Raw genomic sequence first — 17469 nt, 5'->3', positions numbered from 1 at the left:
CTTGACGACGATCCCTACCTACGACGACATCCGCGCGATAGCCGTGCGGCTGGTGCAGCAACGCTATCCCACGGCCGTGGCGGCCATCATCGGCGGCTCGTTTGCCACGGGCCGGCAGACGCCCACGTCCGATATCGACTTGCTGCTGCTGTTCGAACATGTCGATTGCGCCTGGCGCTCGACCATCGTGGCCGAAGGGCGCACGGTGGAATTGTTCGCGCATGACGTGGCCACGTTCACATATTTCTGTAAAGAAATCGATGCGCCGCGCGGCACGGTGCCGCTGGTCAACATGGTGACCGAAGGGGAAAACATCGTCGCGTCCGGCCCGCATTACGCGCGCTTGCTGGCGCTGGCGCAAACCATCGACGCGTCCGGGCCGCCCGTGCTCGATATGGACAACTTGCGGCGGCGCCGCTACGCCATCACCACCGCGCTGGAAGACCTGGTCGACAGCACGCAGCCGGGCGAGGCGCTGGCCGTGGCCTGCCAGCTGTACGAACTGCTGGCCGACCTGCACCTGCGCGCGGCCGGTGCCTGGAGCGGCGGCGGCAAGCATCTGTTCCGCCGGCTGCAGGTGTTTGACGCCGCCATCGCCGGCCAGCTGGACGGCGCGCTGCGCCTGGCGGCGGCCGACTTGCCGGCCGGCCAGCGTGCCTTCGAACACGTGAGCGCCGCCGTGCTGGCGCCCGTCGGCGGTCCCTTGCTGCATGGCTTCTGCCTGCCGGCGCCCGCGCACTGGCGCAGCGCGCCGCAGTAAAGGCGGCGGCCGCCGGCGCGCCACGGGGACTTACTGCTGCGGCCAGCGCTGCGGATAATGCAGCTTGATGTAGTCGGCGACGGCCTTGACGTCGGCATAGCCGGCATTGCCGCGCCAGGCCGTGTACATGAAGCCGTTGACGCCCGTCACGCCATTGCTTTCCGCCTGCGCCAGCGCCTCCATCCAGGAATGCACATTGCCGGTGGCGAGGGCGCTGTCGTCATAGTAGCCGGCGATCATTTGCCGGTGTCCGCGGCCATGGAAGAATTCCAGCGACGCCTTGCGCTTGGCCGTCCCTTCGTCGCTCCAGTTGACGATGACCGTATTCGTTTTCAAGCCTTCCCATGAATTGCTCACGTCGCCGTTGACGGCCCAGTATTGGGCAATGGCGTTCATCTTCGGGTCGAACATGTCGTTCCACACATACAGTTCCAGGTTCGGATACGCTTGCAGCAGGGTTTCCTGGTGCTTCTCGATCATATTTGCCAGGTATTTGCCGGCCGTGACGTTGCCGCAGGCCGGATCCCAGTTGAATACCCGGTTTTCATCGTAGTAGAGGAAGAATTTCGTCGGGCCGCCGAGCAGGCCGTGGATATTGTCGTAATACTGTTTCTGGATGTCGAAGAATTTCTGATAGCAAGCGCTGGCCGGCGTGCCCCACATGGACGTCATGTTCTGCGCCGACTGATAGGCCGATACGCGCAGGATCGCCCCTTCGCCGATGCTGCTTTGCGCGGGCAGGCTCAGCGACTCCACGCCAACGACGTAATCGAGCGATTCCACGTACGTGATGCTGCCGTCTTCCGACTTGACCGTGACGGGCAGGGTGGCGGGATTGCGGCGTATCGTATGCGCCAGGCCGATCTGCCTGATTTCCAGATCATCGAGCCAGACGGCGCCGGCTTGCAGCAGATTGACCTTCCAGCTGCCGATGTACAAATACGTGAGGGGATTATTTCCCGTATTGAAGTCCAGATTATATTGTTGCCAATCCTGGTTGCTGGCCAATGTGTTGCCGCTGCCATTCCAGACGCCGTTCTGCTGCGTACCCCAGCCCAGGCCGGCGCTGGCATTCGCGTACATGGGCGCCTTTGCCGTGGGATCGGTGATCTGTATCCTGAAGGCGGCGTCCGGATTGTAGTTTTCCGTCCTGACCCAGAACGATGCACGGTAGGCGGTATTCGGCCGCAGATTGCTTAATTTGCGGTGCAGGCGGGCCATATTGCTGTCTCCCGCCTTGCTGAACTTCAGCGAGCGCTGGCCCGTATGCGCGCCGATATGGTCATAGACCGTGTTGCCGACCTTTTTTTCAAACAATTCCCATGCCGGGCTGTTGTTTTCAAAACTGGTGTCGTCGATGGCGGACAGGCCGACCGGCACCGCGCGCCTGTCTTGCACGATGAACGGCGTGTCGATGGTTGGCAAGGCCTCGATCAAGTCCGGCGCGGCGCTGACGGGGACTTCCGGGCCGCCGCCGACCGGTATCAATTCGATGCCGTTGTCCCTGGCCGCCTGCACCACGAGGGCAAAATTGGGGAAGTAATGGGGATATCTGGCCGCGGTGGCGGGATTGAGCATGGCCACATAGGAACCGCTGCCGCCCGCATTGAGGGCGATGCCGTTATACCCCTCTGCCTTGGCGACATGAATCAGTTCGATGACCTTGTTAAAACTGGCGTCGGCCGTGGAAGCGGCCGCCGTAATATTGCCGCCATAATAAATCCAGCGTTTTTCAAAGCAGTTCGTGCAGGCGGGCGTGGCCGCGCTTGCGGAAAGCACGGGCAGCACGGTCGCGCATGCCATTGCCAGCGCCGTCCAGATGGTCGTTCTGTTCATGTTCATCGGAGATCCCTGTTTTAAATTTTTGATAATATCAAAAAAACATTAAAACAAGGGCGCATTCATCGATGGTTGTTGGCTATTTCAATGCCATGTCCATCAATGCGCCTTTGTATGGCAGTGGACCACTGCCATGCCGGCACGGCGGACATTGTTCCGTCCGCCGTGCCGGCGCCGGCGATCCGCCTGTTTAGAACGTGCTGCGCACGGACAGGCTGATATTGCGCGGCTCGCCCCAGAACACGCCGTCGAAGAAGCCCACGTTGCGGTAGTATTTTTTATCCAGCAGGTTGTTGACGTTCAGCTGCACGCTGGCGTGCTTGCCGAGCGCATAGCTGGCCATGGCGTTGTACAGCGCGTAGCCGGCCTGCGGGATATTCGTGATGTCGCCCGATGGCGGACGGCCGTACCACGATTCGCTGTAGGTGGCGCTTTGCGCCGTCATGCTGCCGCCCACTTTCAAGCCTGCCAGCCGGCCGTCGAAACGGTAACTGGTGGCCAGGCGCAGCAGGTGGCGCGGCTGCGTGGTGGCGGCGCGGCGGCCATCGGCTTCGGCCGCGTGCAGGTAGGTGTAGCCGCCGTTCGCTTCCCAGGCCGGCGTGATCTGGCCCGCGACGTCGAATTCCACGCCCTTGGCCGTCACGCCCGCGCCATTGGCCACCATGGCCTGGCTGCCGTCGGGCAGCAGGAAGCCGGGCGGTACCGAGCGGTCGAGTTCGGCGAGGTTCTTTTTCTTCGTGTGGAACAGGGCGGCCGAGGCGTTCAACTTGCCGTCATAGAATTCGCCCTTGATGCCCAGTTCGGCGTTGTCACCCGTTTCCGGCGGCAAGAACTTGTCGTTGCGGTCCTTGCTCGTCTGCGGATTGAACAGCTGCGTGAAGCTGGCATACGCTGAATATTGCTTGCTGATGTCGAACACGGCGCCCACATACGGCGTGACTTCATTGCGCGTTTCCGCGAAGTCGCCGCTGCCCGTGTACACGCCTTGCGTGTTGTAGCTGCGCGTGTCCGTGCGGTAAGTGCTGCTGCGCGCGCCGATGATCACGTGCAGCGGGTCGGCCAGGCTCAGGCGCGTGGCCACGTAGCCGCCCGCCAGGCGCGTCACCGTTTCCGTGTGCGAGCCGTCCGGGTGGAACACGGGACGGGGAATGTTGCCCGTCCAGCTGCGGTAATCGGGGATGAAGTCCGGGTAATTGATTTCCGCCTCGCCGCCCAGCGAGCGTGCGCGCTGGTTGCCGCCGTTCCAGCCGACGATGGCCGTGTGCTTGCGCCCCAGCAAGGTGAAGGGGCCGCTGGCGTAGACGTCGAAATTGTCGCCCGTGTTCTTGCCGGCACCCCAGGCACCCGTCCACAGGCGCATGCCTGCACCCGTGGCCGGGTCGGGATGGCCGGCGCCCGCGTAGGCGACGGTGGTGCGGTTCGTGCTTTCCGTGCGAGCATAACCGAGGTGCATATTCCAGTTGCCGGGCAGGCGCTGGTCCAGCGAAGTGAAGACCGTGTGCTGCTTGTTGGCCCAGGTGCTCCATGGCGTCGTGAAGCTGGTATTGCGCGGCAAGTTGGCCAGGCTGCCATCCGCATTCCAGTAGGGCACGGCGCCCCAGGTGGCGCCCGTGGGCTTGTTATCCTGGAAGTCGACGCCCGCCGTCAGCAGGCTGCCGGGACGCAAGTCCGCCTCGACGATGACCATGCCGACCGTCTTGCGTTCGTGGTACATGTCCAGGTAGGAATCGCGTTTTTGCCAGGCCAGGGCGGTGCGGGCGCGCACGCTGCCGTCCGCATTCAGGGGCGTGGAGAGGTCGGCCTCGAAGCGCTGGTCATCCCAGCGACCCATGATGAGGCCGGCGCTGGCCTGGAATTCCCTGGTCGGCCGCTTGCGTACCATGTTGATGGTGGCCGACGGGTCGCCCTTGCCGCCCATCAAGCCCGTGGCGCCGCGTATCACTTCGATGCGGTCGTACAGGATCGTGTCTTGCAGCGGCGCATTGCCGCCGCGCGCCATGCCGTCGATCTGGATATTGTTGATGCCGAAGCCGCGCGCGTAAAACGTCGTGCGCTCCGTATCGTTCTGGCCTACCTGGATGCCCGTCGTTTGCGCCAGCGCCTGGTCCAGGCGCACGGCGCCCAGGTCATCGAGCAGCTGGCGCGTGATGACGCTGACCGATTGCGGCGTCTCGCGCAGCGACAGCTCCATGCGCGTGGCGCTGCGTGTTTCGCCCGCCGTGTACGACTGCGTGCCTTCCGTCGTCGCCGTCGACTGGCCTATCACGGTAACGGCCGGCATGGTCGCGGCGGTGTCGGCCGGCGCCGTGTCGGCCGCCAGCGCCGGCACGGCCACGCCGGCGGCAAGGCTGAGCAGGGCGATCTGTAGCAGGTGGGGGAGGGGGCGCAAGGCGGGCTGGCGCGAAGAAGAGAAGACGGTGGTAGTCGATTGCATCATTTTCCTGGAATATTTTTAGTCGTGGGTGTTCCTATCTCGTCTGGCGAGGTGCGCAGTAGCTGGGGGGATGGCATGACGCTGGCCCGGAATCTGGCTTGGATAGCAGTTCCACCGCGCATGGCGGTGGAAAGGACGTGCATGATTCCTGTCACGATTCGTGAATAAGAATCATTATCAATATAAGTGGTATTTGCCAAATAATCAAGCGTGTGCACCAAGAGAGTGCATGCGGGTCGGTAGCGGCGCGTTGGCGGGGCTTCTGCGATAATGCAGGCGCTGACAAAATATTTTCCTTAATGAAAGAAATGCATGCGTACATGGATAGCCTGTGCAGGATGGTTGTGTGTCGTCTCGCTGGGCCAGGCCCAGGAGCTCGCGCCGCCGCCGGCGGTTTCCGCGCCGCAGCACAGTGCCAGCGTGCCGCCCGCCGTGGCCGAGCCTGTGCCCGCCGCAGTCGCGGCGCCTATGCCGGCGACCGATCCCGCCGCGGTGCCGGCGCCAGTCCCGGCCGTGGAAGCCTTGCCCTCGCAAACGGTGACGATCACGGCCAATAGCGATGCGAAGGCGCCGCGCGTGCGCTTCATGGCGTACCGGGACAGTTATCAGACGGCCAGGAAAGTGTGGCAAGTGTCTAGCGGCAGCGTGGTCATGGCCCTGCGCCTGATTCCCGCCAAGCTGAGCGCGACAATCGACGACGTGCGCGTGGCCCTGGTGGGCAATGGCGCGCCGCTGCCGATCAAGGTCGCCGAAGGCGGGGTGTTCGTCGTGCCCCTCAACGACGATATCGCCGCGCAGGATGGCAGTTTCCTGGTGAATAAGGGCAGGGGCGAGTTGACGGCGAACATCGTGATCCAGCCTGCCGTCGCGCGCGACGCATGGAACGTGACGCGCGTCGGCCAGGTGTTGCGGGACGCGCGGCGCGCCGTGCGGGCCATCACGCCGTGGTACAAGCGGCCGTTCGCCAGCGAAGTGCAGTCGCTGGCTTTTTGCGCGGCCGAGCGGGGCGGTGCACTGCACCTGATGGACGGGGAGCAGCTGATCGCCACCCTGCCCATGAACGAGCCGGCCGTCAACGATATCAACGCGCCCGTGTTTTGCAAGATCTTCGATGGCGAGGATAAATATCCGGGCCATTACCGCGTCGTCTTGCCCGAGCAGGCCACGGTCCTGCTGCTGTAGTCATTGCGGCTGGCGCTGCACGAGTTCCAGCGCCGCCGCCAGGGCTAGGTCCATGGTGGCCTGGTGAAAGATCAGCCATTGCGGCAATAGCGACAGCGCATGGCGTCCCTGTGCCAGGTCGCCCTCGTCGACGGCGGCCCACGCATGGTGCAAGCCGCTGAGCACGCGCGCATGCTGTTCGCGGTGGTTCGCCAGCGAGGGAAAGCCGATCTGCTCCATCAAATCCTCTTCCTCGCGGAAATCGCGCTCGACGGCCGCGATCAGCTCGCGGAACGCCACGCTGAAGTGCTGGTCGCTCAGGTGCGCCAGCCGCGCCAGTTCCGCAAACAGCGCCTCGTGCGCCTCGTCGATGGCGGGCACGCCCAGCGCCATCTCATCCTTCCAGTACGATTTTCCCATGCCGATACTCCCGGTTAAGTCCGTTGCGATGCAAAGCGGACTGTTCCAGTGTGGACGCAGCGAAGGTGGAAATCCATGATCTGGATCAAAAATGTGACGAAGAGGAGACGCGGGAAAGACGGAGAAAATAAATGAGAGGGGGAGCACATCCCCACCCGCAAAAAAGCGGTTTTTAAAAAGAGGCAAGCCACGAGCGAGCGCCGCTGAAAAACGCGGCTGGCAAGGCGTCCTTGACGCAGACAGTACCTTAGTACGGCAAGTCAAGGCAACGCGGCCAGCGGTGTTTTCTCGGCCGCGCGTATCTCAGCCGCGCGTCTTTTAGTGCCTGGGCCAGTGGGCAAACATGCCTTGTGCATCCACATTGGGCACCTGCAGCTGTTGCACTGCCGACGTCTGCATGGCATCCCTGAGCACGAGGGGAACCAGCAACAGGGCCGACAGGGCAAGGCAGGCCAGCACTTTGAGCGTCAACATGATCGTCTCCCGGTGTCCCGGCGGCGGCGCGGGGATGCGGCGCCTGCCGGTCACTCCATCTACGTAGCCGGCGACGTATTTTGACTGCGTACGCCTTACGTATCACCATGCTTGCAGTTTAGTTCACTTGATTGAAAGTTCAACTAATTGCTGTGACGCACTGCATCAAGCTGCCCGTCGGCGTGGCCCGATGGAGCGCTATTTCGCCTTGCGGCCGCGGCGCGGCTTGCCGGCGGCCGGCAGGAAGGAATCGAACCACACTTGCGTCAATTGCCGGGTATTTTTCGCCGCCTCGCGCTTGACGGCCGCCGTGGCGTGGCCGCGCGCCGTGTTGGCGATGCGGTTGGCGGCGCTCAGGTACATGCTCATCCAGGGGTTTTTCATGGGAGACCTCGCAGACAGGGAGTGGGGCGGCGCACCTGCCGCCATGCCCCCACTGTATGCCGATGGCTGGCCCTGACTGTGCGCCGGACCACACTGGCGGGCGATCCGGCCACCGCCTTGTGCTGGCTCAATACACGTCGCGGCGGTAGCGTCCGGCCATCATCAGGGCGTCGACGCCATCCTGGCCCAGAATTTCTTGCAGCACAGCATCGATTCCTGCCGCCATGCCGTGCAGGCTGCCGCACACGTAGACGATGGCGCCCTGTTCCAGCCACGCGCGCAAGTCATCCGTGCTGGCGCGCAGGCGGTCTTGCACGTACTCGCGTCGGTCATCGCGCGAAAAGACGCGGTCCAGACGCGCCAGGTGGCCGTCCCGCAGCCAGCCTTCCAGCTCGGCGGCGCAGATGCTGTCGACGGCTTGCTGGCGCTCGCCGAACAGCAGCCAGTTGCGGGCCAGCCCCGCCTGCTTGCGCGCGCGCAAGTGCGAACGCAGGCCGGCCAGTCCGGAACCGTTGCCGATATAGATGCAGGGCACATCCGCCAGGGCGGGGGCGAAGGCGGGGTTGGCTTGCAGGCGCAGGCGGATGGGGCCATCCAGCGGCGCGAAGCGCGTCAGCCAGCCGGAGGCCAGGCCATGGCCCTCGTTGGCCGCGCCCGCATGGCGTTCCTGGCGCACCAGCAATTGCAGTTCGCCATCCTGCGGCAGCGAGGCCAGCGAGTAGCTGCGCGGCGCATGCGGCGCAGCCTGCGCGTCGCCATCGCTGCCATCTGCATTGCAAGGAATGATTTCCGCCAGCGCGCCCGCTTCCCAGCTGGCGCTGGCCGGGCCCGTCAAGGTGATTTCATGCAGTTCGCCGCCCAGGCTGCCCGGGTTGAGCAGCACGCGGCGCACCAGGCGCCACTCGTCATACGAGGCGGCTTCCTGCACGCCGATGGCGTCGATGGCGCTGCCGCTGCAGCGGGCCAGCGCGTTGGACCAGTCGGCCAGCGCTTGCGCGTCGTGCTTGTCCACTTCGATCAGGGGGAACAGGGCAGTGGCGCCCAGCGCGCGCAGCTGCTGGTCCAGCGCGTGGCCAAAGCCGCAGAAGGCGCTGTAATGGCGGTCGCCCAGGGCCAGCATGCCGAATTCCAGGCCCGCCAGCGGCGAGCCCGCCGTTTGCCGCAGCAGGCGCGCGAAGCGGCGCGTGCCGTCCGGCGCTTCGCCTTCGCCAAAGGTGCTGGCGACGATCAGGGCCCGCTCATACTGGCGCAATTGCACAGGATCGAGCTGGTCGAGCGATTGCACGTCGGCGGCCACGCCCGCCTGCTGCAGGGCGCGCGCGCTTTCCAGCGCCAGGCGCTCGGCCTGGCCCGACTGGCTGGCGTAGGCCACCAGCGTGGGCAGGCCCGTGTTCGCCCTGCCTGGCGCGCCGGCGCCCAGCATGGCGCGCTGCGCCTGCACGGCCCGCTTGGCCTTGCGGCGGCCCAGGTACAGCATCCAGCCCGTGATGGCGAACAGGGGCAGGCCGAGGCTGGCCAAGGTGACGATGATGCGGCCCGGCAAACCGAAATACGTGCCCATGTGCAGCGGATAAATGATGTTGACGAGGCGCGCCCCCAGCGCCTGCTGGCTGTACGGCTCGTTTTCCGTGATCGTGCCGTCGGCCGGGGAAATGGACAGGCGGCTGCGCGCCCGCTCGTGCGGCGCGTTGCTGGCCAGCCACGTGAATTGCACGGCGTCGCCGGCGCGCGTGGGCAGGCGCACGCTGGCCAGGGTCCAGCCGGCGGCGTGTTGCTGGAAGGTGCTCCAGGCCAGGCCGATGTCGACGGCGGGCGTGTCTTTTTTCTCCCTGGCCGGTCCCTTTTTCGCCGGCGCCTGCGCCATGCGGGGCGGCTTGCCGGCCCAGGCGTCGACATGGTCGCGCACCACGTCGTAGCTCCAGTAGATGCCCGTCAGGGTCAGCGCCACATACACGACCAGGCACCAGGTGCCGGCCACGGCGTGCAGATTCCACAGGAAGGAGCGGCCTTTCAGGGCCGGATCGAAGGTCAGCCAGGTGCGCCAGTCCAGCGGGCGGCGCGGCCAGCGCAAGTACAGGCCGGACAAGGCCAGGCCCAGCAGGCACAGGGCCAGCGCGCCCGCCACCTGGCGGCCCGGATCGCGCGGCAGCAGCAGCCAGCGGTGCAGTGATTCCGTCCACTCGAAAAAGCCCGCGCCCGCCAGCGCCGGCTGCGTCGCGCCCGTGTACGGATGGACGTAAATGGACTCGCCGCGCCGCTGGCCGTTCTTCGGCGCGAAGAACAAACGGGGAGCCGCGCCCGCTTCCGCATACATGGTGATCGAGGCGACGCGCTGGCCGTGTTCCGTCTCGGCGAGGCGGCCCAGCTGGGCCGGCGTCAGCGGCGCGCGCGTTTCCACGGCGACATGGCGCACGCCAGGGTTCATGAGGTCCAGCAATTCATCCTTGAAGGCCAGCGTGGCGCCGCTCAAGCTGATGATCACCAGCACCGTGCCGGCCGTGATGCCGATAAACCAGTGCAATTGAAACCACACCTGTTTCCAGCTCCAGTGCCATGCGCGCCGTTTCGCGCTGGCGGCGGGCGCCTGGCTGGCCTGGCTGGCGTCCTGCGCATCGTCGGCAGCGGCGCGCAGTTGCGGCTGGGGCAGGGAGGAAGAGGAGGTCATGGCGGCTTTCGATAGTGCAGCCATGGGCGTCAGGCATGGCAGGGACGATGGTGGAAGGCTGGCATTTTAACGCAAACGAGAATCATTCGCAAATGATGGCAGGGTGGCCAGCTGTTGCGCGGAAGGCGCGGTTCGCGCCCCGGCATGCTGCAGATGACGTCTTGATAATTTACATCGTCGTGAAATTGTGTGAAAATGAAAATCATTCTCATTCGTGATCATGATGCAGTGCTGACCCACTTGACCGGCAAGTTTGGCAGCCCCTTTGTTTGTTTGCCCGTGTCCACCATTTCTCCCTCCCTCGACGTTTTCAGCGACCTGTACAGTAGCCATCATGGCTGGCTGTATAACTGGCTATGGCGCAAGCTCGGTTGCCGCGACGGTGCGGCGGACCTGGCGCAAGACACCTTCGTGCGCATGCTGGCCACGCAGTCGGCCGACAGCCTGCGCGAACCGCGTGCCTACCTGAGCACGGTCGCCAATGGCTTGCTCGTCAATCACTGGCGCCGCCTGACCCTGGAGCGCACGTTCCTGGCCGCCCTCGCCAGCCGGCCCGAGCTGACGGCGCCGTCGCCCGAGGAGCGGGCGCTCGTCGTCGAAACCCTGTGCCGCATCGACGCCATGCTCGACACGCTGTCGCCGCGTGCGCGCCAGGCGTTTCTGCTGGCGCAGATGGATGGCCTTACCTATGCGCAGATCGCCGGCCAGCTGGAAGTGTCCGAGCGCATGGTGAAAAAGTATATGGCGCAAGCCATGCTGCAATGCATGCTGTGCATGGACGATGGCGCCTGAACCCGCTCAGGCGCAGCCATCCGCCGACTACGCCATCCTGCAGGAAGCGGCCGAGTGGTTCGCCGTGCTGCGCGGCGAAGACGCCAGCCATGCTGACCAGCAAGAGTGGGAACGCTGGCATGCCATGTCTGCCGTCCACCGCGCCGCCTGGCGCAGGGTGGAAGCCGTCAGCGCGGAATTTCGCCAGCTGCCTGGCGAAGCGGCGCGCCAGGCGCTCGACGATGCGGGCCCGCGCCAGAACGACGCCCAGCGCCGCAGCCTCGTGAAGGGCTTGCTGGCGCTGAGCCTGACGGCGGGACTGGGCGGCGCCATGCTGCTGCGGCGCGACACGCGCAGCTGGGTGGCCAGCCTGAACGCGACTGAAAAAACGGCCATTGGCAGCGTGCGCCAGCTGGCGCTGGCCGACGGTTCGCAACTGTGGCTGAACACGGCGACGGCCCTCGATGTCGATTATGGCGACAATCTGCGCCGCATCGCCCTGCATGAGGGGGAAATCTATATCGTTTCCGCGCGCGACAGCCGGCAGCCGGCGCGTGCGCTGGTGGTCGACACCGTGCACGGCCGCCTGCGTGCGCTGGGCACGCGCTTCAGCGTGCAGCCGCAGGGCGATACCACCTTGCTGGCCGTCTATGAGGGACGCGTCGAGGTGGCGCCGCGCGACGGCGGTGCGCCGCGCATCGTGCCGGCGGGCCGGCAAGTGCGTTTTGGCGACGGCGCTATCGGCGAACCGTTCGCCGCCGACCCGAATGCGGCCGCCTGGATCGAGTACCGCTTGCAGCCCGAGCAGATGCGGCTCGACGATTTCCTCGCGCAACTGTCGCGCTACCGGCGCGGTCACCTGGGTTGCGCACCGGAAGTGGCGCACCTGCGCCTCGTGGGCAGCTATCCGCTGGCCGACACGGACCGCATCCTGGCCGCGCTGGAGGCGACCTTGCCAGTCAGAATTCATCGCCTGCATGACTGGTGGGTCACCGTCGAACCCTTGCCGCAGAATAAGTAAAATATTTTTCCAGATGCGGTTCCCCTTTTGAAAAGTTGTTTGGCAAGGTAGAAGTAGCTTGCTCAACTTCAATAAGGAATGCCGTGCCGCTGTCGCCCATCTATCTGCCGTTTGCCCGCCGCCTGCTGCCGCTGTCCGTGGCCGTCGCGCTGCTGGCCGCGCCTGCCATGGCGCCGGCGGCGGAAGAGACGCTGCGCAGCTTCCGCATCGCCGCCGCGCCGCTGGGCCAGGCCTTGCGCCAGTTCGCGGGCCAGGCGGGAATCCTGCTGTCGGCCGAAGGCGGCTTGACGCAGGGCAAACGCAGCGCCGGCTTGAACGCCACCGTGGCCACGGGCCAGGGCTTGCAGCAATTGCTTGCGGGCACGGGCCTGGTGGCCGTGCAATTGCCCGATGGCAGCTACATCGTCCGCCTGGCGCCCGCGCCCCTGCGCGCCGACCTCGATGGAGTCGGGGCCGGCCTGCAAGTGCTGGCGCCCGTCACCGTGCAGGGAGAGAGTGATGACGGCTACCGCCGCGCCGGCTCGGCCGCCGCGCATCGCAACGACACGGCCTTGCGCGACACGCCGCAAGCCATCAGCGTCGTCAGCGGCGAACTGATACGCGACCAGGACATGCGCACGATGGCCGACGCCATGCGCTACATGCCGGGTGTGGGCACGGCGGCAGGCGAGGGCAACCGCGATACGGCGGTGATGCGCGGCAACAGTTCGACGTCGGACTTCTATCTCGATGGCATGCGCGATGACGTGCAGTACTATCGCGATTTCTACAATATCGAACGGGTCGAAGCCATCAAGGGACCGAACGCCATGGTCTTTGGCCGCGGCGGCGGCGGTGGCGTCATCAACCGCGCCACCAAGCAGCCGCAATGGATCAATGATGGCGAAGCGAGCGTGAGCCTGGGCGCCTGGCGCAACCGGCGCGCGGCGCTGGACTTGCAGCACGCGTTCGGCAGCGAGGTGGCCGTGCGCGTCAATGCCATGGCGGAAGACAGCGATTCGTTTCGCCAGGGCGTCAACGTGCGCCGCAGCGCCATCAACCCCGTCGTGGCCTGGCGTCTGTCGCCGCGCACCAGCGTAGTGGCCAGCTATGAACGCTTTCGCGACGACCGCGTGACGGACCGGGGCGTGCCTTCTAACCAGGGGCGGCCGTTCGAGACGGCCCCGTCCACTTTTTTCGGCATCGCCGGCAGCAGCCCGTCGTGGGCCTACATCGACGCGCTGGGCGTATCCATCGAGCATGACCTGGGCGGCGGTGCAAGCGTGCGCAACCGCACACGCCTGGCCGATTACGACAAGCTGTACCAGAATGCCTTTCCCGGTCCCGTCAGTACGGATGGTGCCAGCGTAACCGTGCTGGCCTACAACAGCGCCACCGTGCGGCGCAACCTGTTCAACCAGACGGACGTGGAATGGACGGTGAGGGCGGGTGCACTGCGGCACCGGCTGACGGCGGGCCTGGAACTGGGCCGCCAGACGACGGACAATCTGCGCAACACCGGCTATTTCACGACACTGGGCGACAACGTCACGCACATCAGCCTGCCCACGGCGCACCCGGTGACGGACTTGCCCGTGACTTTCCGCCCCAGCGCCACGGATGCCGACAACCACGGCGTGGCGGACACGGCCGCCATCTACCTGCAGGACCAGCTGTGCTTCAACCCGCAATGGCAGGCCGTGGCGGGATTGCGCTACGAGCGTTTTGCCGTCGACTTCGTCAACCGCCGCAATGGCGCGCGCATCGCCCGCGCGGATACGCCGTGGTCGCCGCGCGCCGCCCTCATTTATCAACCGTTTCCCGCGCTGTCGCTGTATGCGAGCGCGAGCCAGTCCTTCCTGCCGCGCGCGGGCGAACAGCTGGCGTCGTTAACGCCCAGTAACGCCGTGTTCGAGCCGGAGCGCTTCCGCAACGTGGAACTGGGCGCCAAGTGGGATGTCACGCCGGCCTTGACGGCCAGCGCGGCACTGTACCGGCTCGAGCGCAGCAATGTCGCCGTCACCGACCCCTCGGACGCGACGCGGGCCATGCTGGTTGACGGCCAGCGCAGCGAAGGCCTGGAACTGGAAGTCAACGGCAAGGTCCAAGCTGGCTGGAGCATCGCCGGCGGCTATGCGTGGCAGCGCGCCGTGCTGACGGCCACGCAATCGGCCACTGCCCTGGAAGGGGCCACGGTGGCGCACGTGCCCAGGCACAGCCTGTCACTGTGGAACCGCTACGATTTTTCGCCGGCCTGGGGCGCCGCGCTGGGCGTGATCGCCCGCAGCGCCGTGTTCGCCTCCGTCTCCAACACGGTGGCGTTGCCCGGCTTTACGCGCTTCGACGGCGCCGTGTACTTCAAGCCGCCAGGTCCTTTCCAGCTGCAGCTGAATGTGGAAAACCTGTTCAATAAAAAATATGTCGCCTCCGCCCACAGCAACGACAACATCGCGCCCGGCTCGCCCCGGGCGCTGCGCATGACGGCGCGGTGGCGGTTCTAGTTTTGTAGTACCCAAGCAATCAACGAGCCAGCCAACTGCCGGGGGGCAGTAGCCAGCCAACTTATTCCATCCGATAGATTGAAAGATAGCGATGACATCGAAAGACAAAGCGGGCGTTACCATCCGCAGCCGCAAGCACCAGACCACTTCCACGCCGCGCCTGCATGGCACGGCCCTGGCCGCGTTTGCCACCCTGGCCATGCCGCTGGCGCTGCACGCGCAAACGACGGACAAGCCGCAGCAGTTGCAGGAAGTCAAGGTCGTCGGCACGGCTGACCGCCTGATCCAGGCGCCCGTCAAATCGGCCAGCGACAAGCTGACGGCGCCGCTGCTCGACACGCCGAAGTCCGTGACGGTCATTCCCGCCGAGATCATTGCGCAAACGGGCGCCGTCTCGCTGACGGACGCATTGCGCACCGTGCCGGGCATCACCATCGGCGCCGGCGAAGGCGGCAATCCCGTGGGCGACAACCTGTTTATCCGCGGCTACAACGCGCAAACGGATACGTATATCGACGGCATCCGCGACACGGGGTCGCAATCGCGTGAAATCTTTGCGCTGGAACAAATCGAAGTCGTCAAGGGCCCGAACTCGGCCTACGGCGGACGTTCGTCCGCGGGCGGCGGCGTCAACCTGATCAGCAAGACGCCGAAAGTCGACAACTTCACCAATGCCAGCGTGGGCCTGGGCAGCGCCAAGTACCGCCGCGCCACGGCCGACGTGAACCGCGTCATCAGCGACGACGTGGCCGTGCGCCTGAACGTGATGGCGCACGACGCCCACGTTGCCGGCCGCGACTACATCAATGGCGACCGCTGGGGCATCGCGCCGTCGATCACCTTCGGCCTGAAATCGGCCACGCAGGCGACGCTCAGCTACTACCACATGCAGTCGAGCGAATTGCCGGACACTGGCTTGCCGTTCAACAACCCGTTCTCCTCGGGCGCGAACGTATCGAAAAACGGCAACGGCACGCCCGTCAACGTGCCGCGCGAGACCTTCTATGGCCTGGTGAACCGCGATTTCCGTGACACGCAGAGCGATATCGGCACCATCGACGTGCGCCACGATTTCGGTAATAAATTGGTTCTGCGCAACGTGACCCGTTACGGCAAGACCAGCAATGACTACGTGTGGACCCAGCCCGATGATTCCAAGGGCAACACCATGTTGTACGGCACCGTCTGGCGCCGCGCCAACACGCGCACGACCGACACGGATGCGCTGGCCAATGCGACCAGCCTGGGCGGCGAATTCCTGGCCGGCGGCGTGAAGCACACCTATACCCTGGGCCTGGAAATCGGCCGCGAAGAAACGGACCGCAGCTCTTATCTGTTCAGCCCGGGGACGAACAACCCGCTGGAAAAAGTCGGCTCCAGCTGCCCGACCTATGGCGCGGCCACCCTGTACAACTGCGCGCCCCTGCTCAACCCGAACGCCAATGACCCGTGGGTCTACACGCGCACGGTGTCGCCAGCCCGCACGAACATCGTCACCAACACGCGCTCCGTGTACGCTTTCGACACGCTGGAGTTCACGCCGCAATGGCTGCTCAACGTGGGCATCCGCTGGGATGACTACAAGAGTTCGCTGAACACGCCGCAATACACGCTCGACAACAAGGTCACCGCCGCCAGCAGCGCCAAGGTGCACGCCACGTTCGCCAGCTACCAGGCGGGCCTGGTGTACAAGCCATCGACCAACAGCAGTGTGTATGTTTCCTACGGCACCTCGTCCACGCCACCGGGCAATGACGGCGGCGACGGCATCGACGGCTTGACGGTCGCCATCCAGAACCTGAAGCCGCAGGAGAGCAAGAGCTTCGAGCTGGGCACGAAATGGGAAGTGCTGCCGGGTGGCCGGCTGTCCCTCAGCGGCGCCTATTTCCAGAGCGACATGAGCAACGCGCGCGTGACGGCGCCGGACGGCACCACGCAAAACGTGGGCGACAAGCAAGTCAAGGGTATCGAGCTGGGCGTGAGCGGCAATATCACGAAGGAATGGTCGGTGTTCGGCGGCTACACGCATTTGAACGCCATCGTGGAAAACAATGGTTACGTCAATACGGGCACGACGGCTGTGCCCGTGTATGCGCCATCGCCATACAACGGCAACCAGTTCCCCACCACGCCGAAAAACAGCGCCTCGTTGTGGACCTCGTATGCAGTGACGCCAGCCATCACCGTGGGTGGCGGCGTGAACTACGTCGACAAGGTCTTCGCCTCGGTGGCCAACAACAAGTATGCACCGGCCTACACGCGCTTCGACGCCATGGCCAGCTATGTCGTCAGCCGCAATGTGACCCTGCAGCTGAACATCCAGAACCTGACGAACAAGCTGTACTTCGACAAGGTTTCGTCGCCGCACTACGCCGGTGTGGCGCCAGGCCGCTCGGCAACCTTGACGGCCAACATGAAGTTCTGATGTTTGTCCGTCTGATGTAGCGCAAGGCGCCGTTCCAGTGAATGGAATGGCGCTTTTTTTTCATTCCCCGGTTCCCTTTTGACGTTCTCGCTTGGCAATGACAGTAGAGCTGAACGCACAAGCGGAGAATTCCATGCAAGACATTCAATACCAGGACGGTGGCCGCGTGTTCGAGCGCCTGCGCGGCGCGCGCCTGCGTCCGACGAGTGCCCGTGTCTGCATCCTGCAAGTGCTGGCCGGCACGCAGCGACAGGCGATGAATGCGGAAGGCATTTACCAGCAACTGCTGCACATGGGCATCGCCGTCAGCCTGGGCACGATTTACCGCGTGCTCAAGGAAATGGAACAGGCGGGCTTGCTGCTGCGCGAGCGCGAGGCGAGTGCCAGCGGCAACAAGGCACGCTATCTGATCAAGCCCGAGCATGTCGAGGCTGACAGCTGCTATCTGGTGTGCCGCGTGTGCGAGCGCAGCGTGCTGGTGCAGGATGCGCCGCTGGTGGAGCAGCTGCGCCAGGCGGCCGTGTCGCATGGCATGGAAATCGGCGCGAACGTGGTGTCCGTGCAGATGCGCTGCAGCCATTGCGCCGAGGAAGCGCAGGCGGGGCGGGGCAGGCCGTTGCGGGCCTGCTGACGGC

General features: G+C 65.0%; 13 protein-coding genes. 7 read left to right on the top strand and 6 right to left on the bottom strand.

Annotated features, from left to right (window positions below; all coding sequences use genetic code 11):
• The first annotated feature begins 1 nt into the window (after window position 1).
• Complete coding sequence (locus O0880_RS22050) at window positions 2-760, top strand: nucleotidyltransferase domain-containing protein (RefSeq protein WP_289888789.1); 759 nt, start codon at window positions 2-4, stop codon at window positions 758-760.
• Window positions 761-790: 30 nt separating this feature from the next.
• Here O0880_RS22050 and O0880_RS22045 read toward each other — a convergent pair whose 3' ends face one another.
• The gene (locus O0880_RS22045) at window positions 791-2602 is read right to left on the bottom strand and encodes a carbohydrate binding domain-containing protein (RefSeq protein ID WP_289888787.1); all 1812 of its coding nucleotides are present in this window, start codon (window positions 2600-2602) and stop codon (window positions 791-793) included.
• 187 nt (window positions 2603-2789) lie between these two features.
• On the bottom strand, window positions 2790-5036 hold the full coding sequence (locus O0880_RS22040) for a TonB-dependent siderophore receptor (protein ID WP_083411889.1): 2247 nt from the start codon (window positions 5034-5036) through the stop codon (window positions 2790-2792).
• 309 nt (window positions 5037-5345) lie between these two features.
• Here O0880_RS22040 and O0880_RS22035 point away from each other — a divergent pair, with 309 nt between their 5' ends.
• Window positions 5346-6215 (top strand): hypothetical protein, encoded by an 870-nt coding sequence (locus tag O0880_RS22035; RefSeq protein WP_156894878.1) that lies wholly within the window; start codon window positions 5346-5348, stop codon window positions 6213-6215.
• On the opposite strand, the gene O0880_RS22030 is transcribed toward O0880_RS22035, so the two are convergent.
• The 4 genes from O0880_RS22030 to O0880_RS22015 form a co-directional block, all read right to left on the bottom strand.
• A complete protein-coding gene (locus tag O0880_RS22030; protein WP_289888785.1) occupies window positions 6216-6614 on the bottom strand; it encodes a hemerythrin family protein in 399 nt (132 codons plus the stop codon). It abuts the gene before it with no gap.
• A 318-nt stretch (window positions 6615-6932) separates the two neighbouring features.
• Window positions 6933-7088 carry a hypothetical protein gene (locus tag O0880_RS22025; RefSeq protein ID WP_156894877.1) on the bottom strand — a complete coding sequence of 52 codons (156 nt, stop codon included), beginning with the start codon at window positions 7086-7088 and terminating at the stop codon, window positions 6933-6935.
• 198 nt (window positions 7089-7286) lie between these two features.
• Window positions 7287-7472, bottom strand: coding sequence for a hypothetical protein (locus O0880_RS22020; RefSeq protein WP_156894876.1), 186 nt, complete (start codon window positions 7470-7472; stop codon window positions 7287-7289).
• Window positions 7473-7599: 127 nt separating this feature from the next.
• Window positions 7600-10137 carry a sulfite reductase flavoprotein subunit alpha gene (locus tag O0880_RS22015; protein WP_289888783.1) on the bottom strand — a complete coding sequence of 846 codons (2538 nt, stop codon included), beginning with the start codon at window positions 10135-10137 and terminating at the stop codon, window positions 7600-7602.
• A gap of 279 nt (window positions 10138-10416) precedes the next feature.
• On the opposite strand from O0880_RS22015, the gene O0880_RS22010 reads away from it, so the two are divergent.
• The 5 genes from O0880_RS22010 (at window position 10417) to O0880_RS21990 (ending at window position 17465) form a co-directional block, all read left to right on the top strand.
• A complete protein-coding gene (locus O0880_RS22010; protein WP_289888782.1) occupies window positions 10417-10929 on the top strand; it encodes a sigma-70 family RNA polymerase sigma factor in 513 nt (170 codons plus the stop codon).
• A complete protein-coding gene (locus tag O0880_RS22005) occupies window positions 10919-11929 on the top strand; it encodes a FecR domain-containing protein (protein ID WP_289888780.1) in 1011 nt (336 codons plus the stop codon). The genes O0880_RS22010 and O0880_RS22005 overlap by 11 nt, the downstream gene beginning before the upstream one ends.
• Window positions 11930-12012: 83 nt before the next feature.
• Window positions 12013-14409, top strand: a complete 2397-nt coding sequence (locus tag O0880_RS22000; protein WP_289888778.1) for a TonB-dependent siderophore receptor — start codon at window positions 12013-12015, stop codon at window positions 14407-14409.
• Between the two features lie 91 nt (window positions 14410-14500).
• The gene (locus O0880_RS21995; protein WP_289888775.1) at window positions 14501-16834 is read left to right on the top strand and encodes a TonB-dependent siderophore receptor; all 2334 of its coding nucleotides are present in this window, start codon (window positions 14501-14503) and stop codon (window positions 16832-16834) included.
• A 133-nt stretch (window positions 16835-16967) separates the two neighbouring features.
• Window positions 16968-17465, top strand: coding sequence for a transcriptional repressor (locus O0880_RS21990; RefSeq protein WP_071324198.1), 498 nt, complete (start codon window positions 16968-16970; stop codon window positions 17463-17465).
• Window positions 17466-17469: the final 4 nt, after the last annotated feature.

Source organism: Janthinobacterium sp. SUN118 (assembly GCF_030397695.1).
Classification (GTDB): Bacteria; Pseudomonadota; Gammaproteobacteria; order Burkholderiales; family Burkholderiaceae_D; genus Janthinobacterium.
This window is presented reverse-complemented; position numbering and strand designations above follow the sequence as displayed.